Below are 23,962 nucleotides of genomic sequence, written 5' to 3'. Positions count from 1 at the left end.
GCTTGCGCGCAAGGAGAGTTTCCACCATGTATGTCTATGACGCCATTGACCAGCAGCTCGTCGACGAACGCGTCGTGCAGTTCGCCGACCAGACCCGCCGCTTCCTGAGCGGCGAACTGACCGAGGATGAGTTCCGCGTGCTGCGGCTGCAGAACGGCCTCTATATCCAGCGCCATGCGCCCATGCTGCGCGTGGCAATCCCGTACGGCATGCTGGCATCGCGGCAGTTGCGCAAGCTCGCGGAGATCGCGCGCCGCTGGGATCGCGGCTACGGGCATTTCAGCACGCGCCAGAACCTGCAGTTCAACTGGCCGCGGCTCGAGGATGCCCCTGCCATTCTCGCGGAGCTGGCCACGGTGCAGATGCACGCGATCCAGACCAGCGGCAACTGCATCCGCAATACCACCACCGACCACTTTGCCGGCATCGCGCCCGACGAACTGGTGAACCCGCTGGTGTGGTGCGAGATTGTCAGGCAATGGTCGATGCTGCATCCCGAGTTCGCCTTCCTGCCGCGCAAGTTCAAGATTGCCATCAGCGGCGCGCAGACGGACCGGGCCGCGGTCGGTGTCCATGACATCGGGCTGCAGGCGGTTGAACAGGACGGCCAGGCCGGCTTCAAGGTCTGGGTCGGCGGCGGCATGGGCCGCACGCCGATGGTGGGCAAGCTGATCAACCCCTTCGTCCCCTGGCAGGACCTGCTGACCTACCTGCAGGCCACGCTGCGCGTCTACAACCTGCACGGCCGCCGCGACAACAAGTACAAGGCGCGCATCAAGATCCTGGTGAAGGACCTGACGCCGGAGGTGTTCCGGGCGCAGGTGGACGAGCAGTGGCAAGGCATCCGCGGGGGCCCGGACACCGTGTCTGAAGGCTTTGTTGCGTCCATCGCCGAGCGCTTCACGATCCCGCCGTATGAAGCCGCTGCCGCCGACGAGCCGGACCAGTCAGCCGAACTGGCGAAGACCGACCGCGCCTTCCGCCTCTGGCTGAAAAGCAATGTGCACCGGCACCGGGTGCCTGGCTACGCCGCCGTCACGGCATCGCTGAAAGCCGCGGGCCAGGCGCCCGGCGACATCACTGCCGAGCAGATGGAAATCATGGCCGACCTGGCCGAGCGCCACGGCTTCGGCGAGCTGCGCGTATCGCATGAGCAGAACCTGATCCTCGCCGATGTCCGCCGCAGCGGGCTGCACGCCTTGTGGCAGGCGCTGGACGCCGCCGGGCTGGCCACGCCGAACGTGGGCCTGATCACCAACATCATCGCCTGCCCCGGGGGCGACTTCTGCTCGCTGGCCAATGCAGTCTCGATCCCGCTTGCGCAGGCCATCCAGGAGCGCTTCGACGACCTCGACCACGTGCACGACATCGGCGAGCTGGACCTGAACATCTCCGGCTGCATCAACTCCTGCGGCCATCATCATATCGGCCACATCGGCATCCTCGGCGTCGACAAGGCCGGCGAGGCCTGGTACCAGATCACCATCGGCGGCCGGCAGAACGGCGCCGACGGCCTGGGCCGCCCGGATGGCGTGGCGGCCGGCGGCGCAGCCATCGGCCGCATCATCGGGCCGTCCTTTGCCCAGGAGCAGGTTCCGGATGTGGTGGAGCGGCTGATCGCGACCTATTTGCTGCATCGGGACAGCGAAGCCGAACGCTTTGTCGACGTGGTTGGCCGTATCGGCATCGAACCCTTCCAGCGCGCCGTGTATCCGGACTCTGACAGCGGCGCGCGGCGCGCTCGCCAGGAGGTGGTGAATGCCTGACCATGACCATTCCCCGGGGCAGGACCGGCATAACGTCATCCGTGACGGACGACTGATCGCGGACAACTGGCTCGCCCACATCGGGGATGCGCACGGCGCCGACAACACATGCCCCCCCGACGCGCCCGGCTACCTGGTGACACTGGCAAACTGGACCGCCCACCGCCAACGGTATCGGCTTCGACAGTATCCGCTCGCGGTCTACCTGTCCCCGGATGCGGAGCCTCAGGCCCTGCTGGAACCAGGTGCCACGGCCGTTGATCCGACAGGCATCGCGATGATTGCCATCGATTTCCCGGTCTACACGGATGGCCGTGGCTATTCGATCGCACAGCTGCTCCGGCACCAGCTAGGCTGGACCGGAGAGCTGCGCGCCGTGGGTGACGTGATGATCGACACCGTGCACTACCTGGCGCGTTGCGGCTTCAACAGCTTTGCGCTCAAGCCCGGGCACGACCCGGCAGCGGCATTGCGCGCGCTGGCCACGTTCTCGTCGTCGTACCAGCGCAGCTATGGACCCGCAAGCCGATAGCAAGCGCCGCCAGGCGCCGATACGAAACATGCCCGTCCAGCCCTGCGCAAGGCCTGATAGCTTGTGGTCCGCTGTCGCCGAACTCACGGGCGAGCAGCTGCATACGATCATCGATATCGCGCAGCTGTCACCGAAGGCGACGACGGATATGGCTTCGTTCAGGGCGCGCATTCTCGGTGTCTTCGGAAACGTCGACGGTTTTGACATCACACCGCCTTCGGAGTCCATGCTGCAAGAGCTCTGGGAAAGGTATCGCTCGACACTCTCCTCGTTCTAGCTGCGCGGATCATTCGAAAGCGAGGCCCGGCCTGGAGCGATGCCGCGCGCTCAGAAGTTGGCTTCGATGGCCATCCTGGCACCCTCTGGCACTTCGTTCGGAATGACCCGGTGCGCGAGGATCGCGTAGCTTCGTGCAGCCGCTACTGCCGTGGGATTCACCAGCCGCTTGGGGCCTCCCAGCCACGCGAAATGGTCTTTCCCATCGTCACTGCTGAACCACGCGAAGTCGCCGATGGCGTCCAGGCCGCGCTTCACCAGCTTCAGCAGCGCCAGGGCTTCCTCTGAAACCCCCAGGTGCCGCCCTGTGTCATGAATGACCGTGGCCAGGTTGCGAAGCTTGTTGGTGGAGGTGGCCTCGCCGTTCGCCTGGTCAGGTAACAGCTCGACGACCAGAATCCCCCTGTGCGCAGTGATGCGTGCGTGCTGCATAGATCCTCCCAGCGGATGGCTGTCGCCTTGCGACCCATACGCATTGACCAAGCAAGTTCCTGGCCAGGCGATGCCAAAAGTGCAGCTTACCGCCCGTTTATGACATTACGCCCCGGCATTGGCTGCGCGAGCGGCAGTTGAGCGCGGGCGCCGGTGCGGCGCTAATAGTCCGGTGTTGGTACCGGCCCGGCACATCCCGTGGACTGTTGGACCGAAGGCGACTCGCGAGACCCAATCGCACCTGCACAACCCGCCACTCCCATGGCAAGACGCTGCCCTATCCTCTATTGGAGGCTCCGCGCGGCAATCCGGCCGTCGGGCACTGGAATAAGCTGTTGGTCAATCCAGGCGGGTGGGCGGCATGCGCGCGTTGGTCTTCTGCTCTGTGCAGTTCCTGTTGGCGGTGACGTGGACCCTCTATGTGGCCTTCCTGCCGCAGCTGGCCGCACAGGCCGGCATCGCGCGCGCGCACGTCGCCTTGATCCTGCTGATGGACCAGTTGATCTTTGTCGCCATGGATTTCACGGTGGGCGTCGCGGCTGACCGTGTCGCCAACGCAATGCGCAGGCTGGGAGGCTGGATGCTGGGGCTGTCGGTCATCTCCGCGCTGGCCTTCGCGCTGCTGCCCCGGGTAACTTCACCGGCGCTGCTGCTGGGCCTGACCGCGCTCTGGGCGGCCACCTCTTCGGCGTTGCGCGCGCCGCCCATGGTGATCATTGCCCGGCGGCTGCCTGCGACCGCGTCGTCGTTCCTGGTGGGATGCTCGCTGCTCGGCGTCGGCCTTGCCGGAGCCGTGGCGCCGCTGCTGACCGTCCGGCTGCGCGATGCGTCGCCCATGCTGCCGTTCCTGGCAGCCAGTGCGGGGCTGGTGGTAGCCGTGGCCGCGCTGCGATGGATGGAATCCGGCCCGGCGCGCCACGATGCCGATGCCGCGCCCGCGCCGGCCGCCGGCGTTTCGCTCAAGCGCGTCTGGCTGCTGTTTGCCGCGGTCTGGGTGCTTGCGCTCGGCTTCCAGATCCACACCACCGTCAACTCCGCGCCGGCGTACCTGCGCTTTGTCACGGCTGCCGAGCTGGGGCGCGTGACGCCGGTGTTCTGGATTGGCTTCGCGCTGGGCGCGCTGCTGCCCGCGACGTCGTTGCTGCGGCGATATCCGCCCTATACGCTGCTGTTGACCGCCGCGGCCCTTGGCGCGCTGTCGTTGTTCGGCTTCACCGTCGCGGGCTCGCTCCGGGCCATCCTCGCCGTGCAGTGCCTTGCCGGCGGCCTGTGGGGAATCATGTTCGCCGCAACGGCCAGTGCGGCGCTCGACGCCGGTCACGTCGGCCGCGAAGGGAAGTACACCGGGCTGGTATTTGCCGCTTTGGCGGTTGCCGCGTTCATGCGCATTGCCCTGGTGTCATCGGGCGCCAGCAAGACCGCCATGCTGGCAAACCTGCTGCCATGGCTGCCGGCCGTGGCCTGGAGTGCCGGTGCCTTGCTGCTGGCGGCTTTCCTGTCAGGGAACCTGAGCTGCCTGATGACGCGCAGACAGGTGCTGCACCAGCATCCGTGAACTGATCTCTTGATCTATATCAGACCTACTCGGAAATTGGAGACTACTGTCCTACTTAAGGCTGACTGAAATCAATCGGCCTTCGAACAAGCCCTGTACTTGCCCATTCCCAAGGAGCGCGCCATGTCCAACCAACTTGCCGTATGGCATGCCGAGCACCTCAATTTCTCTCGTCTGCTCGACCTACTGGAAGAGCAGGTATGCGTATTCCACCAGGGAGGGCGACCGAACTATGAACTGATGGGTACTATCGTTTATTACATGCGGAATTTTGGCGATGGCATCCATCATCCTCGCGAGGACGTTGCCTATGCACGCCTCGTTGAGCGAGACCCCGGCATGCAGGTTGTGGTTAACCGGCTGCAGCAAGAGCATCGAGTGATTGCCACGGTAGGCGAAGAGCTCGTAAGCCGTCTCCACGAAGCGGAGGGAGACGCTATAAGTTCGCGAGCGGCGCTGGAGGCAGCCGCAGCCATGTACCTTGTGTACTACCGTAACCATCTCTCTACCGAGGAGAGACAGGCAATGCCGCGCGCTGCCCAGTTGCTGACACAAGAGGACTGGGCAGCCATTGCCGACGCGGCTCCCGAAAGCTCTGATCCTCTGTTCGGGCAAGAAGTGCAGGCGCGCTTCGCGACACTACGCAAGCAGATCGCGGCTGAGGCGAGCGTATCTACGCAGCAGCAGTGCTGCGCCTAATCCGAAAACAAGCCGATGAACTGCTCGCGCAGCCACTGATTCGCCGGATCGCGGTGATACCGGGCATGCCAGAACAGGTTGATCTGGATTTCCGGCAACGCGAACGGATGCTTGACGTACCTGAGCCCGAAGTACCTGGCGCATCGCTCCGCAAACGTCCAGGTCACCGTGGCGACCAGGTCGGTGGTGGCAATGATGTCCGCCAGTGCGACGAAATGGGGGACACGCAGCCGGATCTTCCGCTGCACGCCGTGCTGGGCGAGGATCTCGTCGACCCGGGCATGCCCCGTCCCCGCCGCCGTGACCACGATGTGCTCCGCCGCCTCGAAGTCGCGCATGCTGACCGTCTTCTTGTCCATGGCATGACCGGGCCGGAACAGGCAAACGTATTGCTGGCGAAATAGCCGCCGATGAAAGAACGTAGTGCCGAGTTCAGGAAGATGGCCAACCGCCAGGTCGATCTTTCCCTGGCTCATCTCTGCCGCAAGGTCCACTGCCGTATTACGCACTGTCGTTACCGTGACACCCGGGGCGCGGTCGCCAAGCGCGCCCATCAACGGCGGGATGAAGTGCACCTCGCCAATATCCGTCATGGCGATGCGGAATGCGCGCACGCTGCGCAGCGGATCGAACGACACCTTGTGGCTGAGCGCCGCCTGCAGCGACTCCAGCGCATAGGCAACCGGTTCCGCCAGTTCCTCCGCAAGCGGAGTCGGCAGCATGCCCTTGCTGCTTCGCACAAACAACGGGTCACCGAACAAGGTGCGCAGGCGGGCCAGCGCATTGCTGACCGCTGGCTGGCTGAGATTCAGGGTCTTCGCAGCACCGGAAACGGTGCCCTGCCGCAGCAGGTTATCGAACACGACCAGCAGGTTCAGATCGACGTCCTTGAGCTCCATCGCGCCGCCTCTTATTGATTTTATGAATATTCGCTATAGCCAGGATTCTATTGGTTAATTTTCCTCCGTGCACCATGATCCTTCCCATACCAAGAGACATAGCCGGAGACAAGCATGGCAACCGATTCCCTGCAAGCCGGCCCGGTGTGGGCCGACGACAGCATCAGCCGCATCCCGTTCCGCGTGTATACGGATGCGCAGCTATATCAGCGTGAACTCGAACGCTGCTTCTACCGCGGTCATTGGAACTACGTCGGGCTCGAGGCGGAGATCCCGAATCCCGGTGACTTCAAGCGCACCACGCTTGGCGAGCGTTCCGTGATCCTGGTGCGCGACCAGGACGGCGAGATCAACGTCGTCGAAAACGTGTGCGCCCATCGCGGCATGAAGTTCTGCCGGGAACGCAGCGGCAACCGGAAGGACTTCCACTGCCCCTACCACCAGTGGAACTATGACCTGAAGGGCAACCTGCAAGGCGTGCCGCTGCGCCGCGGGGTCAAGCAGGACGGCAAGGTCAACGGCGGCATGCCCGCCGACTTCACGCCGCAGGAGCACGGGCTCACGCAACTGAAGGTCGCGACACGCGGTGGTGTCGTGTTTGCCTCGTTCGACCATGAGGTTCCATCACTCGAGGAATACCTCGGGCCGGATATCCTGGGCTACTTCGACCGGCTCTTCAATGGCCGCAAGCTGAAGGTCCTCGGCTACAACAAGCAGCGCATTCCGGGCAACTGGAAGCTCATGCAGGAGAACATCAAGGACCCCTACCACCCCGGCCTGCTGCATACCTGGTTTGTCACGTTCGGCCTCTGGCGCGCCGACAACAAGGCACGCCTGGTGATGGACCCGCACTTCCGGCATGCCGCGATGGTGTCGACCCGCGGCCAGGGCGGCAAGAGCGACGTGACCTCCGGTGTATCCAGCTTCAAGGACCAGATGGCGCTGCACGACGACCGGATCCTCGACATCGTCCACGAACCGTGGTGGGGAGAGCCTACCGCCGTGATGCTGACGGTGTTCCCGAGCGTGATCTTCCAGCAGCAGGTCAACTCGGTCTCCACGCGCCATATCCAGCCCCATGGCCCGGATTCCTTCGATTTCGTCTGGACGCACTTCGGCTTCGAGGACGACACCGAGGAGATGACACGGCGCCGCCTGCGCCAGGCCAATCTCTTCGGCCCCGCCGGCTTCGTGTCGGCCGACGATGGCGAAGCCATCGAATGCTCGCAGGAAGGCTTCTCCCAGAAGCCCTGGCATCGCGTGATCGCCGAACTGGGCGGCAAGACCGCCGAGAACACGGACCACATGGTGACCGAGACCCTGATCCGCGGCATGTACGCCTACTGGCGCAACGTGATGGAGGTCTGACGCCTTGAACTTCTCTGACTACTACGCCCTGCTCTGCCTGTTCGCCGACTACACCAGCGCCGTGGACAACGGCGACTGGGACCGCTGGCCGGAATTCTTCACCGAAGACTGCCTCTACCGGGTCCAGCCCCGCGAGAACCACGAGCGTGGCCTGCCGCTGGCAACGCTCTCGCTCGAAAGCAAGGGCATGCTCAAGGACCGCATCTACGGCATTCGCGAGACCCTGTTCCACGATCCCTACTACCAGCGCCACATCGTCGGCGCGCCGCTGATCAGGGAGGCCGACGGCAACAGGATCGTGGCCGAGACCAACTACGCGGTGCTGCGCACCAAGCCGGACCAGATGACCGATGTCTACAACGTTGGCCGCTACCTCGACACCATCGTCCGGACGCCGGCGGGCTTGCGCTTCGCCTCGCGCATCTGCGTATTCGATAGCGAGATGATCCCCAACTCGCTGATCTACCCCATCTAGCAGGAGTGATTCATGACCGAAATCTGGATCGAGGCAGCGCTGCTGTCCGACGTCCCGCAGGACGATGTCATCGCCGTGGCCGTGCAAGGCCAGGAGATCGCCTTGTACGGCGTGGACGGCGACGTCTACGCGACCGACAACATCTGCACCCATGGCCATGCGCGCCTGTGCGAAGGCTTCCTGGAGGGACATGAGATCGAGTGCCCGCTCCACCAGGGCAGGTTCGATATCCGCAACGGCGCGGCGAAATGCGCCCCGCTGACCGAGAACATTCGTACCTACCCGGTCCGGATCGACGGCGACAAGGTGTACCTCGACCTCGGCTGAGAGGCCGCGTCACCAACCAGAGGAGACAGGCATGGATTCCAAGCGCTCAGACACCGCGACTGCCCTATCGCCAACCGCCACCATCGTCATCATCGGCGCCGGGCAGGCTGGCGGCTGGGCCGCCCAGACGCTGCGCAACGAGGGCTTCACCGGACGGCTCGTGCTGATCGGCGACGAGGCCCATCCACCGCATGAGCGGCCGCCCTTGTCCAAGGCCGTTCTGGCCGGCGAGGCCGCGCCCGCCAGCACGTGGCTGCTCAAGCCCGAAGCGTTCGCGGCGCTCGGGCTGGAGTGGTGGCTGGACACGCGGGTCACCCGCATAGACCGGGCCGCGAAGCAACTGGAGATAGCCAACGGAGAGATGCTGTCTTACGACAAGCTGATCCTGTGCACCGGCGGCAGGGCCCGCGCGCTCAACCTCCCGGGCGCTGGCACGGCACCCGTGCATACATTGCGCACGATCGGCGACGCCCTGGCCCTGGCGCCGGAGTTGCGGCCCGGGCGCAGCATCGTGGTGATCGGCGGTGGCTGGATCGGCCTCGAAGTCGCCGCCACGGCGCGCCGCAAAGGTGCCGAGGTGACCGTGCTCGAAGCCCAGAGCCGGCTGTGCGAGCGCACCGTGCCGCCGGAAGTCTCGGAACACCTGCTCGGGCTGCATGCCTCGCATGGCACCCGCGTCAGGCTCGGCGCCAACATCACCGGCATCACCCCCGGTACCGGCGGCCGGTCCGTCGTGACGCTGGCCGATGGCGGCACGCTGGCTTGCCACGCCATCGTCGCGGGTGTCGGTCTCGTGCCGAACGACGAGCTCGCGCGGGAAGCCGGGTTGGAGTGCGACGGCGGCGTGGTCGTCGACGCAAGTTGCCGCACGTCCGACCCCGACATCTTCGCCGCGGGCGACGTCGCGGTCACGACCAACCCGTGGGCCGGCCGGCGCCTGCGGCTGGAATCCTGGCAGAACGCCCAGGAACAGGGCATTGCCGCCGCGCGCGCGGCGCTCGGTCTCGCGGTCGACTATCAGCCGCTGCCTTGGTTCTGGTCAGACCAGTACGGCATGAACCTGCAGATCCATGGCATCCCCCTTCCCTCGCACCGCGTGGTGGCACGCGGCACGCCCGGCACGGACAGCTTCGTGCTGTTCTACCTCGACGGCGATGTGGTCAAGGCCGCGCTAGGGTCCAACGCCGCGCGCGACCTGCGCTTCGCGCGCCGCCACATCGAGCAGTGCAAGCCGGTCGATGCCAGCCGCCTGGCTGACCCGAACGTGCCGATGTCCAGGCAGTAAGCCCAACCATAAGAACAGACCGACCGGAGACAAGCCCCCATGCAGCAAATCGACATCCACAAGCTGGCCGACACGGCCCGCTTCAACCGCTTCCATGCGCTCGTGCTGTTCTGGTGCGCACTCATCGTCATCTTCGACGGCTATGACCTCGCGGTCGTGGGCATCGCGCTGCCTTCGATCATGAAGGACCTCGGCGTCGCCCCGACCCAGGCGGGGCTCATGGTCAGCTCCGCGCTGTTCGGCATGGTGTTCGGCGCGATCTTCCTCGGCACCATGGCCGACAGGATCGGCCGCCGCTGGACGATCGCGATCTGCGTCGCCCTGTTCAGCGTCTTCACCGCCGCGGCCGGGCTGGTCAAGGACCCGCTGCTGTTCAGCATGGCCCGCTTCCTGGCGGGGCTCGGCATCGGCGGCGTGATGCCGAATGTGGTCGCGCAAATGACCGAGTACGCGCCGAAGAAAATCCGGGCGACCCTGGTCACCGTGATGTTCAGCGGCTATGCCGTGGGCGGGGTCCTGGCGGCGCTGCTCGGCAAGAGCCTGATCGAGGCCTACGGCTGGCAGTCGGTCTTCCTGGCGGCCGGCCTGCCCGTGCTCCTCATTCCTGTCATTCTCAGGTCGCTGCCCGAGTCGATGCCGTTCCTGCTGGCCAGGGGCGACCACGAAGCGTTGCGGCGCATCGTCTCCAGGCTAGCGCCGGAGCAACGGTGGTCGGCCACCGACCGCTTCGCCGTGCCGGCGCAGGACAAGGCCGCCAGCGCGCCGATCCGGCACCTGTTCCACGAGGGCCGTGGCTTCAGCACCATCATGTTCTGGATCGCGTTCTTCATGTGCCTGTTCATGGTGTACGCGCTCAGTTCATGGCTGACCAGGCTGATGGCGGGCGCCGGCTACAGCCTGGGTTCCGCGCTGACGTTCGTGCTGGTCCTCAACCTCGGCGCGATGATCGGCGCCGTGGGCGGCGGCTGGCTTGCCGACCGATACCACATCAAGTACGTGCTCGCCGCCATGTACGCGCTGGCCGCGGTCTCGATCACGCTGCTCGGATTCAGGATGCCGACTGAACTGCTGTTCGTGGTGGTGGGCCTGGCCGGTGCGTCGACGATCGGCACGCAGATCGTCGCCAATGCCTACACCGGGCAGTTCTACCCGACCGCCATCCGTTCCACCGGCCTTGGCTGGGCACTGGGCATCGGCCGCAGCGGGGCCATCCTCGCGCCAATCGTCATCGGGGTGCTCGTCGCCATGGAACTCCCGCTGCAGCAGAACTTCATCGCGATCGCCATTCCGGCCGTGATTGGCATGGGCGCGGTCCTGCTGATCGATCACAGGCGCTCGGCATCGGCCCGCTACGACGAAATGAGCGGGCTGCCGGCGTCGCCGGTCGGGCTGTCCATCGCGGACCGGAACTGATTGCCCAGGCCGGCGCGGCCCGGCGGGCAGCGCTCCGGGGACAGGCGCGGGCACGGCTAGAATGTAGTCATGGGAACCACGTCGGGATCACTTCCAGGCCCCGACCCCGGTTCAGTCAGAATCGAAGAGGTTGTCGCGATGAAGGCAAGAGCCTCGGTCATTGCATTCGTATTGGTGACCCTGGCCACCCCGATGGCGCATGCGGGCGTGGCCGAGGACGCGCGCGGGCTCAAGAACGGCGTCAAGTCGGCTGGCAAGCAGGCCGGGCATGCGGTGCGCGACGGCGCGCATGCCATTGGCCGCGGCGCAAAGGCGGCCGGCCATGCGATTGCCGATACCACCAAACAGGGCTATCGCGCGACCAAGAAGGCCGTGAAGGGTCACGAGTAAGGACTTGTTCCGCGGAGCTGGATCCTGCCACGCTCCCTTGCTCCTTTACGCCCTCAGGCCGGCTGGGAAGGCAGCCGCGGCACGAAGCAGCTGCGCGCGATCTCGCCACCGCGGGCCACCAGGGTGGTCGCCTCTGGAATTTCCTCCCACACCCCCTGCACCTCGATCAGCGGCTCGGACAGCACCAGGAAGGCATTGTCGCCGGCGGCGATGATGCGCGGATCGTCCGGGTAAAGCGCGCGCAATTGCCGGAACGAGGTGCTGTGGAACAGCGAGCGCGAGTCCGTCTCGCTCGAATAGCGCACCGCCACGATCTGCTGGCCGTCGGTCACGCAGACGGTCATGTTGAGCGGAAACTGCACGTCGTAGCGGTGGCCCACGTCCTCGATCAGCCCGGCCATCTGCTCCAGCGCGCCGCCCGGGTCGCGCTCCAGGCCGAAACTCAGGGCCAGGAAGAACATCACCTCGGAATCGGTCGATCCCTCGATCCAGCGGAACAGGTGCGGCGCCACGGCCATCATCAGGTCGCGCCGCAACAGCGGGAATTCGCGGATCAGGCCGTTGTGGACGAACAGCCAGCGGCCGAAGCGGAACGGATGGCAGTTGGTCTCCTGCGTCGGGGTGCCGGTGGCTGCGCGCACGTGGGCAACGAAAAGTGGCGCTCTCACCGCCCGCGCCGTCTCGCGCAAGTTGGTGTCGCTCCATGCCGGGTGCAGGCAGCGGTAGCGGAACGGCACCTCCGAGTGACGTCCATACCACCCGACGCCGAACCCGTCGCCATTGGTCGTGGTATGACCCAGCCGCGAATTCAGGCTCTGGTCGATCAGCGAGTGTTCCGGCTGGAACAGCACCGTTTCCAACGGAACGGATTTGCCCGAGTAAGCCAGCCAGCGGCACATGATGCTTCCTCCTTGACCGGTGCGGCCCGGTGGCTTCCGGCCCACACTTCCAGTTGTAGGACGACAACGCGCGAACGCAAAGCACGCGCAGGCTGTGGCGCACCGGCTACCCTCAACTGTGCGCCGGCTCCACTGGGATACGGCGAGTTGACGCTGCGAAGCAGCAATGGCTGTAGAATACGCGTCCTCCCCGATTCCAATGGTCACGGCGTCCGATATCGGCCCGCGCCGCACCGGTACCTCACGAGCCTTGACAGCAGGCCCGATAGCGCACGCACAGCGTGCGCGCTGCTGTCGAAACGCGATTCACGAAGGAAACAGTAGTAAATGACAAGCGGCGTACAACGAACGGCAGCTAAAACACGAGAAGCAGGCGCAATCAAGGACCCTGGCCAGACCAGCGCAGGGTCGACGGCGCAGCCTGATCCATCGACGGAAGCCGCCGCGCGTAGCCAGCAATTGCGTGCGCTGATCCAGCTGGGCAGGCAGCGCGGCTACCTGACCCACGCGGATATCAGCGACCACCTGCCGGAGAACTTCACTGACACGGCGGCGATGGAAAGCATCGTCAGCACGTTCGCCGAGATGGGCGTGAAGATCTATGAGCAGACGCCGGATGCCGAGACGCTGCTCCTCAGCGATGGCCCGGTGGTGGCCTCGGACGACCAGGCCGATGAAGAGGCCGAGGTAGCGCTTGCGACCGTGGACTCCGAGTTCGGCCGGACCACCGACCCGGTGCGCATGTACATGCGCGAAATGAGCTCGGCAACGCTGCTCACGCGCAAGCAGGAAGTCGAGATCGCCAAGCGCATCGAGGAAGGCCTGAACAATATGGTGCATGCCATCTCGGCCTGCCCGTTCACCATCGCCGCGATTCTCGAGCTGTCGGGCAAGGTCGCCAGCAATGAAATCAGCATCGACGACCTGGTCGATGGCCTGAGCGACGAGAGTATTGCCGAAGCAGCCGTGGCGGCGGCAGCTGACGAGACCGACGACAGCGTCGATAGTGCCGACGAGGCCGATGACGACTCCGAAGACTCCGACGACGAAGGCTCGACCCAGCAAAGCAATGAAAAGGCCCTGGCCCAGCTGCGTGAGGAATGCCTGAAGCGGTTCGCGCGCGTCACCGCGCAATTCGAGCTGATGTGCCAGGAAAGCGCCGCAAATGGCGCGGGCTCGGCAGCCTTCCTGGCCGCAAGGGATGCGGTGCGCGAAGAACTGCGCACGATCCGCTTTACCGCGAAAACCATCGAGCGCCTGTGCGCCAACGTCCAGGCCATGGTCGACGAGGTGCGCACGGTCGAGCGCCAGGTGGTCCAGCTGCTGGTCGAGCGCTGCGGGATGGAGCGCGAGGAGGTCATCGCCCGCTTCCCCGGCAATGAAACCAACCTGGCCTGGGGGCAGGAGCTGGTCGCCCAGTCCCGTCCGTACAGCGCGGCGGTCGCGCGGGCCCTGCCGGACCTCGAGGCGCACCAGCAGAAGCTGATCGACATCCAGGCCCGGGCGGCGCTGTCGCTGCCCGACCTGAAGGGCGTCAACCGCAAGATGCTGGCAGCCGAGCGGCAGATGCGGCAGGCCAAGCACGAGATGACGCAGGCCAACCTGCGGCTGGTGATCTCGATTGCCAAGAAGTACACCAACCGCGGGATGCTGTTCCTGGATCTGATCCAGGAAGGCAACATCGGCCTGATGAAGGCGGTCGACAAGTTCGAATACCGCCGCGGCTGGAAATTCTCCACCTACGCGACGTGGTGGGTACGCCAGGCCGTGACGCGGGCGATTGCCGACCAGGCCCGCACCATCCGCGTCCCGGTGCACATGATCGAGCAGATCAACAAGCTCAATCGCCTGTCGCGCGAGATCATGCAGCAGACCGGCAAGGAACCCGATCCGGCGGTGCTGGCCGAGCGCCTGGACATGACCGAAGACAAGGTTCGCTCGATCATGAAGATCGCGAAAGAGCCGGTCTCGATGGAAACCCCGGTCGGCGAGGATGGCGATACCAGCCTGGGCGACATGATTGCCGACTCGGACACGGCCACGCCCGCCGACGCCGCATTGCAGGCGGGCCTGCGTGCCGTCGTGCGCGAGATGCTCGACGAGCTCACGCCGCGTGAAGCCAAGGTGCTGCGGATGCGCTTTGGCATCGATATGTCCACCGACTACACGCTGGAGGAAGTCGGCAAGCAGTTCGATGTCACGCGCGAGCGGATCCGCCAGATTGAAAGCAAGGCGATGAAGAAGCTGAGGCATCCCAGCCGGGCAGACCAGCTGATCACCTATCTGCGCGACGCCTGATACTCGCCGGCAACAGCCGCTTGGCCGACTGACACAGAGCAGACAGGAGCTTTCGGATGACTGACTCGAACCTATCTTTCTTCGGCAGGGTCTCGCTTGCCATGGGCACCTTCTTCGCCATCCTTGGCAACCGCGAACTCGCGGCCGGCGTCAGGCGCCTGCGTGACGGCGAGGGATTCGCCGCGGCGCCGGCGCCCGCGCCTGTATCGGCACCTGCTCCCGCCCCGGTGGCGGAGGCTGCCGCACCCGTGCTGAAGGAAGCCAGCCCGGTGGCGGCGCTGCAGTTGCTCGGACTGCTCCAGCGCGATGCACGCTTCATCGACTTCGTCGAGGAAGATATCGCGCGCTATTCCGACACGGAGATTGGTGCCGCCGCGCGCCTGGTGCACGATGGCTGCCGCGGCGTGCTGCGCGAGCACTTCACCATCCGGCCGGTGCGCGAGGAAGCCGAGGGCAGCCGCGTCACGCTGGCCGACGGCTTCGATGCCACCGCCATCCGCCTGACCGGCAACGTGGTAGGCAGCGCGCCGTTCCATGGCAGCATCAGCCACCGCGGCTGGAAGGTCGAGGAAGTCCGCCTGCCGCGCGTGGCCGAACGCCATGACGCCACCGTGATTGCCCCCGCCGAGGTGGAGCTTTGATGAGCGAAGCACGCTATGCCATCGGCATCGACCTGGGCACCACCCATAGCGCGGTCTCCTACGTCGACCTGGCCGCCAGCGATGGCGAGAAGACCAGCCAGCGCGTCCTGCCCATCACGCAGCTGACCGCGCCGGGGGCCGTCGAAGACCTGGACCTGCTGCCCTCCTTCCTGTACCTGCCGCACGCCAGCGAACTCGCCCCGGGCGACCTGGCGCTGCCGTGGAACGCCGCGCGCGACTTCGCCGTGGGCGAACTGGCGCGCAGCCGCGGCGCGGCCACGCCGATCCGCCTGGTGTCGAGCGCGAAGAGCTGGCTGTGCCATCCCGGCATCGACCGCCGCGCGCCGGTCCTGCCCAACGACGCACCGCCCGAGGTGACGCGCGTGTCGCCGCTGGAGGCTTCCGTGCGCTATCTCGCGCATCTGCGTGAAGCCTGGGACCAGGCCCACCCCGAAGCGCCGTTTGGCGAGCAGGACGTCACCGTGACGATTCCCGCATCGTTCGACCCAGCCGCACGGGAACTGACGGCCGAGGCGGCCGCCGCGGCCGGCTATGCCCGCATGACCCTGCTCGAGGAACCCCAGGCCGCGCTCTATAGCTGGATCCAGAAAAGCGCCGGCCAATGGCGCAAGCAGGTCAAGGTCGGGGACATCATCCTCGTCGTCGATGTGGGTGGCGGCACCACCGACCTTTCGCTGATCGCCGTGATCGAGCGCGACGGCAACCTTGAGCTGCACCGTATCGCGGTCGGCGACCATATCCTGCTCGGCGGCGACAACATGGACCTGGCGCTGGCCCACGTGGTGGCGCGCAAGCTGGCGGCCCAGGGCACCCAGGCGGATCCGTGGCAACTGCGCGCGCTGACCTATGCCTGCCGCGCGGCCAAGGAAACGCTGCTGACCGACCCGGATACCGATACCGTGCCGCTGGTCGTGCCCAGCCGCGGCTCCAAGCTGATCGGCGGCTCGATCCGCACGGACCTGACCCGCGCCGAGCTGACCCAGACCATCCTGGAAGGCTTCTTCCCGCAAGTCGAGGCCTCGGCCCGCCCGGTGAGCCGGGCACGCGCCGGCCTGACGCAGCTTGGCCTGCCCTATGCGCAGGATGCTGCCATCACGCGGCACCTGGCCGCGTTCCTGGGCCGGCAGGTGGCGGCGCTGGCCGAAATCGAAGGCTTGCAGGGCGCACAGCCGGAAGGCGCGACCTTGCTCCACCCGACCGCCGTCCTGTTCAACGGCGGCGTGTTCAAGTCCGGCCTGCTGGCGGACCGCATCCTGCAGACGCTGAACGGCTGGCTCGCCGCGGAAGGCGCGGCCCCTGCCCGCCTGCTTGACGGCGCCGAGCTGGACCTGGCCGTGGCACGCGGCGCCGCTTACTACGGCTACGTGCGGCGCGGCAAGGGGGTGCGGATTCGTGGCGGCACCGCGCGCGCCTACTATATCGCCGTGGAATCGTCGATGCCCGCCGTGCCTGGCTTCGAACCGCCGATCCAGGCCCTGTGCGTGGCACCGTTCGGCATGGAGGAAGGCACCGAGGCCGCACTGCCGCCGCAGGAATTCGGCCTGGTGGTGGGCGAACCCGTGCACTTCCGCTTCTTTGGCTCGTCGGTGCGCCGCCAGGACCAGGTCGGCACCCTGCTGGACTACTGGGGGCCGGAGGAACTGCAGGAGCTGGAAGAAATCCAGGCGACCCTGCCGGCCGAAGGCCGCACCGCGGGCGAAGTGGTACCGGTCAGGCTGCATGCGCGGGTGACCGAGGCCGGCACCCTGGAACTCGAAGCCGTGCCCGGCGGCAGCGCTGAGCGCTGGAAGGTCGAGTTCGACGTGCGCGGCAGCGCCGATGCCTGAGCAAGCGGCCGGGCCGGCGACGAAGCAATACGTCGTCGGCATCGACCTCGGCACCAGCAACACCGTCGTCGCCTACGCGAAGGCCGGGTCCGACGAGATCCGCGTCTTCGATATCGACCAGCTGGTCAGCCCGGGCGAGGTCGCGGCCCGTCCCCTGCTGCCCTCGGTGCGCTACCACGCGGCACCGGGCGAGCTCAGCGGCGACGACCTGCAATTGCCCTGGCAATCCGCCGCCAGCGCCGCCGCGCGCCGGACCGTGTTCGGGCGCCTGGCGGCCACGCTCGGCGCGCAGGTGCCCGGCAGGCTCGTAGCCAGCGCAAAGAGCTGGCTGTCGCATGCTTCGGTCGACCGCACCGCGGCCATCCTGCCATGGGGCGGCGACGACGATCTCGACAAGATCTCGCCGGTGGTCGCCAGCGCCAGCTACCTGGGCTATGTGTGCGCGGCGTGGAACCACCGTTTTCCCGATGCGCGGCTCGAGGACCAGGACGTGGTCCTCACCGTGCCCGCCTCGTTCGACGAAGGCGCGCGCGCGCTGACGCTTGAGGCGGCGCGCCTGGCCGGTCTGCCCGCCCTGCGCCTGCTCGAGGAGCCGCAAGCCGCGCTCTACGACTGGCTGTTCCATCATCGCCAGAGCCTGGACACCGACCTGGCGCAAACCCGCCTGGTGCTGATCTGCGACGTGGGCGGCGGCACCACCGACCTCACCCTGATCCGGGTGGAGATGCAGGACGGGCAGCCGCAGCTGACCCGCATCGGCGTGGGCAACCACCTGATGCTCGGCGGCGACAACATGGATCTTGGCCTGGCGCACCTGGTCGAGGCGCGCCTCGGGGCCGGCGGGCCCGCGCAGCCGCGGCTGTCGGCGGCCGGCCTGTCGCAACTGGTCGCGCGCTGCCGTGCCGCCAAGGAGCAGCTGCTCGGCGCGCAGGCGCCGGACTCGGTCACGGTGACGCTGTTGGGCGCGGGCGCCAGGCTGGTCGGCGGCGCACGCTCGGTGGAAGTGAGGCGGCAGGAGGTCGAACAGCTGATCGTCGACGGCTTCTTCCCCAAGGTGCCGGCCAGTGAAAGGCCGGGGCGCGCACGGGGCGCGATTGTCGAGTTCGGCCTGCCATATGCGTCCGACCCCGCCGTGACCCGGCACGTTGCGGCGTTCCTGAGCCAGCACGCGGCGCAGTCGCGGGCGGCACTGGACGCACCACAGGCGCCGGCCGATGCCTTGCCGATGCCCGATACCCTGCTCCTCAACGGCGGCGTATTCAGCGCGCAGGCGCTGGCCGGCCGCATCGCCGACACGCTGGGCACGTGGCGCGGCGCGCCGCTGCAGGTCCTGCACAACGACAATCCCGACGTTGCCGTGGCCCGGGGCGCGGTCGCGTATGCCCGGGCCCGTGCCGGGCAGGCCCCGCGCATCGGCGGCGGCTCGCCGCGCAGCTACTTTCTGGTTCTCGATGATGGCGCGTCGGGGCAGCAAGGGATCTGCCTGCTGCCGCGCGGCACTGAGGAAGGCCACGAAATCCACCTCAGCGACCGCACCTTCGCCTTGCGGCTCGGCCATCCGGTGCAATTCCACCTGGCGTCCTCCGTCGCCGACACGGCCTATCAGCCCGGTCAGCTGACCGACCTGTCGGCGGGCGACTTCATCCGCCTGCCGCCGATCGCCACCGTCGTGCCGCCGCGCGGCGCCAGCGGCCCGCGGGAAACGCCGGTGCAGATCACCGCCTCGCTGACCGAGGTCGGCACGCTCGAGGTCCACTGCATCGACATTGCGGATGCCTCGCAGCGATGGCGCCTTGAGTTCCAGTTGCGTGGCAATGACACCCAGGCGGCACCGGCGCCCGATACGGCACACCCGTCCCTGCCCCAGGCCCTGGAGGCGATCGACCGCACCTTTGGCGCGCGCTCGCAGGACGTCGGCCCCAAGGAGGTCAAGCGGCTGCGTGCGCAGCTGGAACAGTTGCTGGGTGCGCGCGAGCAATGGGACAGCGCCGTGCTGCGCGAGCTGTTCGGCGCCTTCTGGGAACGCGCCCGGCGCAGGCGGCGCACTGCCGACCATGAACGCCTGTGGCTGAACCTGGCCGGCTATTGCGTGCGCCCGGGATTCGGCTATCCCCTCGACGAATGGCGCGTCGAGCAACTCTGGTCGCAGTACGACCAGGGCATCCAGTACGTCAACGAAAGCCAGAACTGGTCCGAGTGGTGGACGCTGTGGCGGCGCGCGGCAGGCGGGCTGGACGAAAGCGCGCAACTGCGCCTGCTGGAAGACATGGCCTTCTACCTGCAGCCACCCGGCAGCACCCGCTACAAGAAGCCCGCCGGGCCCGCCAGGGGCGGCTATGCCGATATGGTGCGCCTTGCCGGCTCGCTCGAGCGCATTCCCGCCGACGCCAAGATCGAACTGGCCGATTGGCTGCTGGCCCGGCTGCGCAAGCCATCCGAAAACAGCCAGGGCTGGTGGGCCGTGGGCCGCATCGGCGCGCGCCGGCCGTTCTACGGCAGCGCGCACAGCGTGGTGCCGGCCGGGACCGCCGCCCAATGGCTGGACGCGATCCTGGCCCTCGACTGGAAAAAGGTCGAGCCGGCAGCGTTCGCCGCCGTGCAGATCGCGCGCATGACCGGCGATCGCAGCCGGGACCTGCCCGACGAGATCCGGGCAACCGTGGTGCGCCGGCTGGAAGCCGCCAACGCGCCGCCAAGCTGGATTGCCATGGTGCGCGAAGTGGTGGAACTCAATACCGCGGACGAGGGGCGGGTGTTTGGGGAGGCGCTGCCCGCCGGGCTCAAGCTGATTGCGGGGTAGCGGACCAGCGCGAAGCGACTTGCAGGCGCCTCATTTGCCACTTATCTGCGCCAGCCAGACCGATGATCTACGATGACGGTAGGCTCCTTGCCTGCCCCACTCGTGAAGCCATCAGCGCCCCGCCCACCCCTCCCAATCCTGGTTGCCGCCATCGCGCTGGCCTTGCCCTGCTCGATCACCGCCGCCGACGACGCCCTTGCCCCGCAGCGCGCCGACATGGTCAGCGAGATCGCCGCGGTCGCGGCAGGGGCCGCCGCCCAGAGCGGCAGGCATGCCATCGACCCGCGCGTCATGGCCGTGATGGGCCAAGTGCCTCGCCACGAGTTTGTGCCGGACGCGCAGAAGCCGCACGCCTACGAGAACCGGCCGCTGCCGATTGGCCATGGCCAGACCATTTCGCAGCCGTATATCGTCGCCCTGATGACCGACCTGATGATGGTCAAGCCTGGCGACACCGTGCTGGAGATCGGCACCGGCTCCGGCTACCAGGCCGCGGTGCTGACCGGGCTGGCGCGCGCGGTCTATACCATCGAGATCATCGAGCCGCTGGGACGGCAGGCATGCGACCGCCTGAAGCGGCTGGCCTACCGGCAGGTGGCGTGCAAGGTGGGCGACGGCTACTACGGCTGGGACGAGCACGCGCCCTATGACGCCATCGTCGTCACCGCGGCGGCCAGCCACGTGCCGCCGCCGCTGATCCGGCAACTGAAGCCAGGCGGGCGCATGGTGATCCCGGTGGGCGCCCAGTTCCTGACGCAGTACCTGCTGCTGGTCGAAAAGGCCGCGGACGGCACCGTTTCCACCAGGCAGATCCTGCCGGTCAGGTTCGTGCCGCTGGTTGGCAAGCACTGAAGCGCGGCACATCAGCCCGGCCAGCTGACGCCATGCCACGCCCCCCGCTGTTCGCCCTGGCCTTGCTCTCCGCCACCGCGCTGGGCTACGAGATCCTGCTGATGCGGCTGCTTTCCATCATCCAGTGGCATCACTTCGCCTACATGATGATCAGCGTGGCACTGCTGGGCTATGGCGCGGCCGGTGCGCTGGTGGCGCTGGCGCAGCGAACGCTGGTCCGCCATTTCGTGCCAGTGTTCGCGGGCGGGGCCCTGCTGTTCGGCGTCAGCGCGATGGGTTGCTTCGCCCTGGCCCAGCACGTGGCGTTCAACCCCCTGGAGATCCTGTGGGAGCCATCGCAGCCGCTGCGCCTGTTGCTGATCTACCTGCTGCTGTTCGTGCCGTTCCTTTGCGCCGCCACCAGTATCTGCCTGAGCTTTTCCCGCTTCACCGGGCAGGTTCCCCGCATCTACAGCTTCGACATCCTTGGCGCCGGGCTGGGCTGCCTGGGCATCATCGTGGCGCTGTTCGTGCTGCATCCGGTCGATGCGCTGCGGCTGGTCGGCATGGCAGGCATGGCGGCGGCGGCGCTGGCATGCGTGGAATGCCGCTGGCACCGGCCCTGGCTGCCGGCGCTGCTGCTGTTGGCGGCAATCGCGCCGGCCGGCGTGCCAGGTGACTGGATTGCGCTGCGGCCGTCCGAGTACAAGGAGCTGAGCCAGGCCCTGCGCATCGGCAACGCGCGCGTGGTGGCGCAGCGCTCGAGTCCGCTCGGCCTGGTCACGGTGGTCGAGAGCCCTTCGATCCCGTTGCGGCATGCGCCCGGGCTGAGCCTCAATGCCAGCCAGGAGCCGCCAGCACAACTGGCCGTATTTACCGATGGCGACGGGCTCAGTGCGCTCAACCGCCATGACGGCCGGCGCGAACCGCTTGCCTACCTGGGCGACCTCACCTCTGCCGTGCCTTACCACTTGCTGCGCAATCCGAAGGTACTGGTGCTGGGCAGCGGTGCGGGGGCGGACGTGTTGCAGGCGGTCTATCACCAGGCCAGCGCGGTCGATGCCGTGGAACTGAATCCGCAGGTGATCGACCTGGTGCAGGGCCGCTTCGCTGCGTTTTCCGGCAAGCCGTACAGTGCCGCCGGCGTGCGTGTCTTTGCCGGCGAGGCGCGCGGCTTCCTGGCGGCCAGCACGGCACGCTACGACCTCATCCAGGTGGCCCTGCTCGATTCGTTCAGCACCTCATCGGCCGGACTGTACGCGCTCTCCGAGAGCTATCTCTATACCGTGGAGGCCTTCCAGGGCTACCTGCGCCATCTTCGGCCCGGCGGCCTGCTTGCGATCACGCGCTGGGTCACGCTGCCGCCGCGCGACATACCCAAACTGCTCGCCACCGCCGTGGCCGCCATGGAAGGCGCGGGCGTGCCCGAGCCGTCCCGGCGGCTGGCGCTGGTCCGTGGCTGGAAAACGGCCACGCTGGTGGTCAAGAACGGGGAATTCAGTGCCGCGGAGCTTGCCGCCCTCGCCGACTTCTGCCGCGCCCGTTCCTTCGACGTCGAATACTATCCCGGCATCCAGCCCGGCCAGGCGAATCGCTACAACGTGCTGGACCAGCCCTACTTCTTCGACGCCGCGCAGGCCCTGCTCGGCCCGGAACGCGACCGGTTCCTGTCCCGCTACAAGTTCGACGTGCGGCCCGCCACCGACGACAGGCCGTATTTCTTCCACTTCTTCAAATGGCGCACGCTGCCTGAACTGCTGTCGCTCAAGGCGCAGGGTGGACTGCCCTTGCTGGAATGGGGCTATCCGGTGCTGGTGGCCACGCTGCTGCAGGCCACCGCCCTGGCATTGCTGCTGATCGTGGTCCCGCTCTGGATCCTGCGGCGGCGCCCCCGGCCGCAGCCCGCCGCGGGGCCTGGCGGCAATGGCGCAGCCGTGCGGCGCTTGCGCGAATGGCGAGCCGGCTTCTACTTCCTGGCGGTCGGCCTCGGCTTCATGTTCGTGGAGATCGCCTTTATCCAGAAATTCATCCTGTTCCTGAGCCACCCGCTCTATGCGGTCGCGGTGGTGCTGTGCGCCTTTCTCTGCTTTGCGGGACTGGGTAGCCGATACGCCCAGCGCATGCCCGCGCGCGCTGGCAATGACCGCGGCAGGCGGCAGGCGGCGCTGGCCGTCAGCGGCATCTGCGTGGCCGCGCTGGTCTACCTGGCGGCGCTGCCGACGGTCTTCAGGCTGTTGATCGGGTTGCCGGACCCGGCCAGGATAGGTGTCTCCGTGCTGCTGATCGCGCCGCTGGCGTTCCTGATGGGAATGCCGTTCCCGCTCGGCCTGGCCCGGGTCGCGGCGCGCGACGAAACGCTGGTGCCCTGGGCATGGGGCATCAACGCCTGCGCCTCGGTGGTGGCGGCGGTCCTTGCCACGCTGGTCGCGATCCACGTCGGATTCACCGCGGTGGTGCTGCTGGCGCTGCTACTGTACGCTGCCGCGGCGCTTGCGTGCCCTTGAACCGGGGCCGCTCTCCCATGCCATGGCTGCGGGTCACCCCGTGCTAGGATGAATGCCCGCCCGGAAGAACGACGCCCAATCGGCCCATGACCACCCTCTACACAACCCTCGGCGTGGCACCGGACGCCACCCTGGACGAGATCAAGCGCGCCTACCGCCGCGCCGCGATGAAGTGGCACCCCGACCGCAACCTTGGCCGCGAGACTGAGGCGCATGCGGCATTCCAGGAAATCCGCGACGCCTACACCATTCTTTCCGATGCCGGGCAGCGCCAGATCTACGACGAGGTATTCGAGCGGGAAATGCAGCGCTGGCAGGCCGAGCGCGAGGCTCAGGAAGAGCAGGAGCGCGAGGCGCAACGCGAGAGCCAGCGCATCGCGCAGGAACATTACGAGAAAATGCTCGGTATCGCGATGCGCTTTGCCGACGACGGCCACAACCGCGACGTCATCTTCGGCGTGCTGCTCGGCCGCGACTGCGAGGCGGAACTGGCGTCACGCATCGCGGACAGTATATGGGCGCTGCAGGAGTCGCGGCGGGCAAGTGCGCGGGCCGCGCACGCGCCGGACACCGAGGCCGCCCAGGCGCCCGACGGGGCGGCAGCGTCAAACCCCGACGAGGAAACGCGGCCCAGGCGTCATGCCGGCGCCTTCGATTCGTTCTGGCACGGCTTGTTCGGCATCCGCTCGTAGCGGCGGTGTTTTCAGGACTGCCCCCGCGGGCGC

General features: G+C 67.0%; 21 protein-coding genes. 18 read left to right on the top strand and 3 right to left on the bottom strand.

What is annotated here, in order from left to right:
* The first annotated feature begins 26 nt into the window (after positions 1-26).
* From AC3WLE_RS28750 to AC3WLE_RS28740, 3 genes are read left to right on the top strand one after another with little or no spacing between them, the layout of a single operon-like run.
* Positions 27-1,766, top strand: coding sequence for a nitrite/sulfite reductase (locus AC3WLE_RS28750; protein WP_492320242.1), 1,740 nt, complete (start codon positions 27-29; stop codon positions 1,764-1,766).
* Positions 1,759-2,298, top strand: coding sequence for a DUF934 domain-containing protein (locus AC3WLE_RS28745; protein WP_492320241.1), 540 nt, complete (start codon positions 1,759-1,761; stop codon positions 2,296-2,298). Before AC3WLE_RS28750 ends, AC3WLE_RS28745 begins: the two co-directional genes overlap by 8 nt.
* Positions 2,279-2,575, top strand: a complete 297-nt coding sequence (locus AC3WLE_RS28740; protein WP_492357353.1) for a hypothetical protein — start codon at positions 2,279-2,281, stop codon at positions 2,573-2,575. The genes AC3WLE_RS28745 and AC3WLE_RS28740 overlap by 20 nt, the downstream gene beginning before the upstream one ends.
* Before the next feature lie 50 nt (positions 2,576-2,625).
* On the opposite strand, the gene AC3WLE_RS28735 is transcribed toward AC3WLE_RS28740, so the two are convergent.
* On the bottom strand, positions 2,626-3,006 hold the full coding sequence (locus AC3WLE_RS28735; protein WP_492320239.1) for a hypothetical protein: 381 nt from the start codon (positions 3,004-3,006) through the stop codon (positions 2,626-2,628).
* Positions 3,007-3,367: 361 nt separating this feature from the next.
* On the opposite strand from AC3WLE_RS28735, the gene AC3WLE_RS28730 reads away from it, so the two are divergent.
* Positions 3,368-4,561 (top strand): MFS transporter, encoded by a 1,194-nt coding sequence (locus AC3WLE_RS28730; RefSeq protein WP_492320238.1) that lies wholly within the window; start codon positions 3,368-3,370, stop codon positions 4,559-4,561.
* A 123-nt stretch (positions 4,562-4,684) separates the two neighbouring features.
* Positions 4,685-5,260: a hemerythrin domain-containing protein gene (locus AC3WLE_RS28725; protein ID WP_492320237.1), complete on the top strand. Its 576-nt coding sequence runs from the start codon at positions 4,685-4,687 to the stop codon at positions 5,258-5,260.
* Here AC3WLE_RS28725 and AC3WLE_RS28720 read toward each other — a convergent pair.
* Positions 5,257-6,159, bottom strand: coding sequence for a LysR family transcriptional regulator (locus AC3WLE_RS28720; protein ID WP_492320236.1), 903 nt, complete (start codon positions 6,157-6,159; stop codon positions 5,257-5,259). The two genes, AC3WLE_RS28725 and AC3WLE_RS28720, sit on opposite strands and share 4 nt — an antisense overlap.
* A gap of 114 nt (positions 6,160-6,273) precedes the next feature.
* Between AC3WLE_RS28720 and AC3WLE_RS28715 the strand changes: the two genes are divergently transcribed.
* The 6 genes from AC3WLE_RS28715 to AC3WLE_RS28690 all read left to right on the top strand — a co-directional run bounded on the left by AC3WLE_RS28715 (position 6,274) and on the right by AC3WLE_RS28690 (position 11,417).
* On the top strand, positions 6,274-7,527 hold the full coding sequence (locus AC3WLE_RS28715; RefSeq protein WP_492320235.1) for an aromatic ring-hydroxylating dioxygenase subunit alpha: 1,254 nt from the start codon (positions 6,274-6,276) through the stop codon (positions 7,525-7,527).
* Between the two features lie 4 nt (positions 7,528-7,531).
* Entirely contained in the window at positions 7,532-8,002 is a 471-nt protein-coding gene (locus AC3WLE_RS28710; protein ID WP_492320234.1) for an aromatic-ring-hydroxylating dioxygenase subunit beta, read from the top strand.
* 12 nt (positions 8,003-8,014) lie between these two features.
* Positions 8,015-8,329 (top strand): non-heme iron oxygenase ferredoxin subunit, encoded by a 315-nt coding sequence (locus AC3WLE_RS28705; RefSeq protein WP_492320233.1) that lies wholly within the window; start codon positions 8,015-8,017, stop codon positions 8,327-8,329.
* A 31-nt stretch (positions 8,330-8,360) separates the two neighbouring features.
* A complete protein-coding gene (locus AC3WLE_RS28700) occupies positions 8,361-9,614 on the top strand; it encodes an NAD(P)/FAD-dependent oxidoreductase (RefSeq protein ID WP_492353184.1) in 1,254 nt (417 codons plus the stop codon).
* A gap of 39 nt (positions 9,615-9,653) precedes the next feature.
* Positions 9,654-11,027 (top strand): MFS transporter, encoded by a 1,374-nt coding sequence (locus AC3WLE_RS28695; protein ID WP_492320231.1) that lies wholly within the window; start codon positions 9,654-9,656, stop codon positions 11,025-11,027.
* Positions 11,028-11,096: 69 nt separating this feature from the next.
* On the top strand, positions 11,097-11,417 hold the full coding sequence (locus tag AC3WLE_RS28690; RefSeq protein ID WP_492353186.1) for a hypothetical protein: 321 nt from the start codon (positions 11,097-11,099) through the stop codon (positions 11,415-11,417).
* Positions 11,418-11,470: 53 nt separating this feature from the next.
* On the opposite strand, the gene AC3WLE_RS28685 is transcribed toward AC3WLE_RS28690, so the two are convergent.
* Entirely contained in the window at positions 11,471-12,316 is an 846-nt protein-coding gene (locus AC3WLE_RS28685) for a class II glutamine amidotransferase (RefSeq protein ID WP_492340323.1), read from the bottom strand.
* Positions 12,317-12,643: 327 nt separating this feature from the next.
* Between AC3WLE_RS28685 and rpoD the strand changes: the two genes are divergently transcribed.
* The 7 genes from rpoD to AC3WLE_RS28650 all read left to right on the top strand — a co-directional run bounded on the left by rpoD (position 12,644) and on the right by AC3WLE_RS28650 (position 23,929).
* Positions 12,644-14,614: an RNA polymerase sigma factor RpoD gene (gene rpoD, locus AC3WLE_RS28680; RefSeq protein ID WP_439671651.1), complete on the top strand. Its 1,971-nt coding sequence runs from the start codon at positions 12,644-12,646 to the stop codon at positions 14,612-14,614.
* Positions 14,615-14,670: 56 nt separating this feature from the next.
* Positions 14,671-15,255 (top strand): DUF2760 domain-containing protein, encoded by a 585-nt coding sequence (locus AC3WLE_RS28675; RefSeq protein WP_492320228.1) that lies wholly within the window; start codon positions 14,671-14,673, stop codon positions 15,253-15,255.
* Positions 15,255-17,102 (top strand): Hsp70 family protein, encoded by a 1,848-nt coding sequence (locus AC3WLE_RS28670; RefSeq protein WP_492353187.1) that lies wholly within the window; start codon positions 15,255-15,257, stop codon positions 17,100-17,102. Before AC3WLE_RS28675 ends, AC3WLE_RS28670 begins: the two co-directional genes overlap by 1 nt.
* Positions 17,095-19,902 carry an Hsp70 family protein gene (locus AC3WLE_RS28665; RefSeq protein ID WP_492357352.1) on the top strand — a complete coding sequence of 936 codons (2,808 nt, stop codon included), beginning with the start codon at positions 17,095-17,097 and terminating at the stop codon, positions 19,900-19,902. The genes AC3WLE_RS28670 and AC3WLE_RS28665 overlap by 8 nt, the downstream gene beginning before the upstream one ends.
* A gap of 72 nt (positions 19,903-19,974) precedes the next feature.
* Positions 19,975-20,754: a protein-L-isoaspartate(D-aspartate) O-methyltransferase gene (locus tag AC3WLE_RS28660; RefSeq protein ID WP_492359038.1), complete on the top strand. Its 780-nt coding sequence runs from the start codon at positions 19,975-19,977 to the stop codon at positions 20,752-20,754.
* A 32-nt stretch (positions 20,755-20,786) separates the two neighbouring features.
* The gene (locus AC3WLE_RS28655) at positions 20,787-23,237 is read left to right on the top strand and encodes a spermidine synthase (RefSeq protein WP_492357263.1); all 2,451 of its coding nucleotides are present in this window, start codon (positions 20,787-20,789) and stop codon (positions 23,235-23,237) included.
* A gap of 86 nt (positions 23,238-23,323) precedes the next feature.
* On the top strand, positions 23,324-23,929 hold the full coding sequence (locus tag AC3WLE_RS28650) for a J domain-containing protein (RefSeq protein ID WP_492320223.1): 606 nt from the start codon (positions 23,324-23,326) through the stop codon (positions 23,927-23,929).
* The last annotated feature ends 33 nt before the right edge of the window (positions 23,930-23,962 follow it).

This window comes from Cupriavidus sp. FW306-1B-F12B (assembly GCF_058781795.1).
The sequence above is the reverse complement of the archived record's forward strand: the minus strand, read 5'-3'. Positions and strand labels throughout refer to the sequence as shown.

Excerpts from the sequence above, each read along its gene's own strand:
- AC3WLE_RS28685 (WP_492340323.1), bottom strand. The coding sequence starts at position 12,316 with ATGTGCCGCTGGCTGGCTTACTCGGGCAAATCCGTTCCGTTGGAAACG.
- AC3WLE_RS28720 (WP_492320236.1), bottom strand. The coding sequence starts at position 6,159 with ATGGAGCTCAAGGACGTCGATCTGAACCTGCTGGTCGTGTTCGATAAC.
- AC3WLE_RS28690 (WP_492353186.1), top strand. The coding sequence starts at position 11,097 with ATGGGAACCACGTCGGGATCACTTCCAGGCCCCGACCCCGGTTCAGTC.
- rpoD (WP_439671651.1), top strand. The coding sequence starts at position 12,644 with ATGACAAGCGGCGTACAACGAACGGCAGCTAAAACACGAGAAGCAGGC.
- AC3WLE_RS28665 (WP_492357352.1), top strand. The coding sequence starts at position 17,095 with ATGCCTGAGCAAGCGGCCGGGCCGGCGACGAAGCAATACGTCGTCGGC.
- AC3WLE_RS28695 (WP_492320231.1), top strand. The coding sequence starts at position 9,654 with ATGCAGCAAATCGACATCCACAAGCTGGCCGACACGGCCCGCTTCAAC.
- AC3WLE_RS28705 (WP_492320233.1), top strand. The coding sequence starts at position 8,015 with ATGACCGAAATCTGGATCGAGGCAGCGCTGCTGTCCGACGTCCCGCAG.
- AC3WLE_RS28725 (WP_492320237.1), top strand. The coding sequence starts at position 4,685 with ATGTCCAACCAACTTGCCGTATGGCATGCCGAGCACCTCAATTTCTCT.
- AC3WLE_RS28675 (WP_492320228.1), top strand. The coding sequence starts at position 14,671 with ATGACTGACTCGAACCTATCTTTCTTCGGCAGGGTCTCGCTTGCCATG.
- AC3WLE_RS28715 (WP_492320235.1), top strand. The coding sequence starts at position 6,274 with ATGGCAACCGATTCCCTGCAAGCCGGCCCGGTGTGGGCCGACGACAGC.
- AC3WLE_RS28730 (WP_492320238.1), top strand. The coding sequence starts at position 3,368 with ATGCGCGCGTTGGTCTTCTGCTCTGTGCAGTTCCTGTTGGCGGTGACG.
- AC3WLE_RS28735 (WP_492320239.1), bottom strand. The coding sequence starts at position 3,006 with ATGCAGCACGCACGCATCACTGCGCACAGGGGGATTCTGGTCGTCGAG.
- AC3WLE_RS28655 (WP_492357263.1), top strand. The coding sequence starts at position 20,787 with ATGCCACGCCCCCCGCTGTTCGCCCTGGCCTTGCTCTCCGCCACCGCG.
- AC3WLE_RS28740 (WP_492357353.1), top strand. The coding sequence starts at position 2,279 with ATGGACCCGCAAGCCGATAGCAAGCGCCGCCAGGCGCCGATACGAAAC.
- AC3WLE_RS28660 (WP_492359038.1), top strand. The coding sequence starts at position 19,975 with ATGACGGTAGGCTCCTTGCCTGCCCCACTCGTGAAGCCATCAGCGCCC.
- AC3WLE_RS28670 (WP_492353187.1), top strand. The coding sequence starts at position 15,255 with ATGAGCGAAGCACGCTATGCCATCGGCATCGACCTGGGCACCACCCAT.
- AC3WLE_RS28745 (WP_492320241.1), top strand. The coding sequence starts at position 1,759 with ATGCCTGACCATGACCATTCCCCGGGGCAGGACCGGCATAACGTCATC.
- AC3WLE_RS28650 (WP_492320223.1), top strand. The coding sequence starts at position 23,324 with ATGACCACCCTCTACACAACCCTCGGCGTGGCACCGGACGCCACCCTG.
- AC3WLE_RS28750 (WP_492320242.1), top strand. The coding sequence starts at position 27 with ATGTATGTCTATGACGCCATTGACCAGCAGCTCGTCGACGAACGCGTC.
- AC3WLE_RS28700 (WP_492353184.1), top strand. The coding sequence starts at position 8,361 with ATGGATTCCAAGCGCTCAGACACCGCGACTGCCCTATCGCCAACCGCC.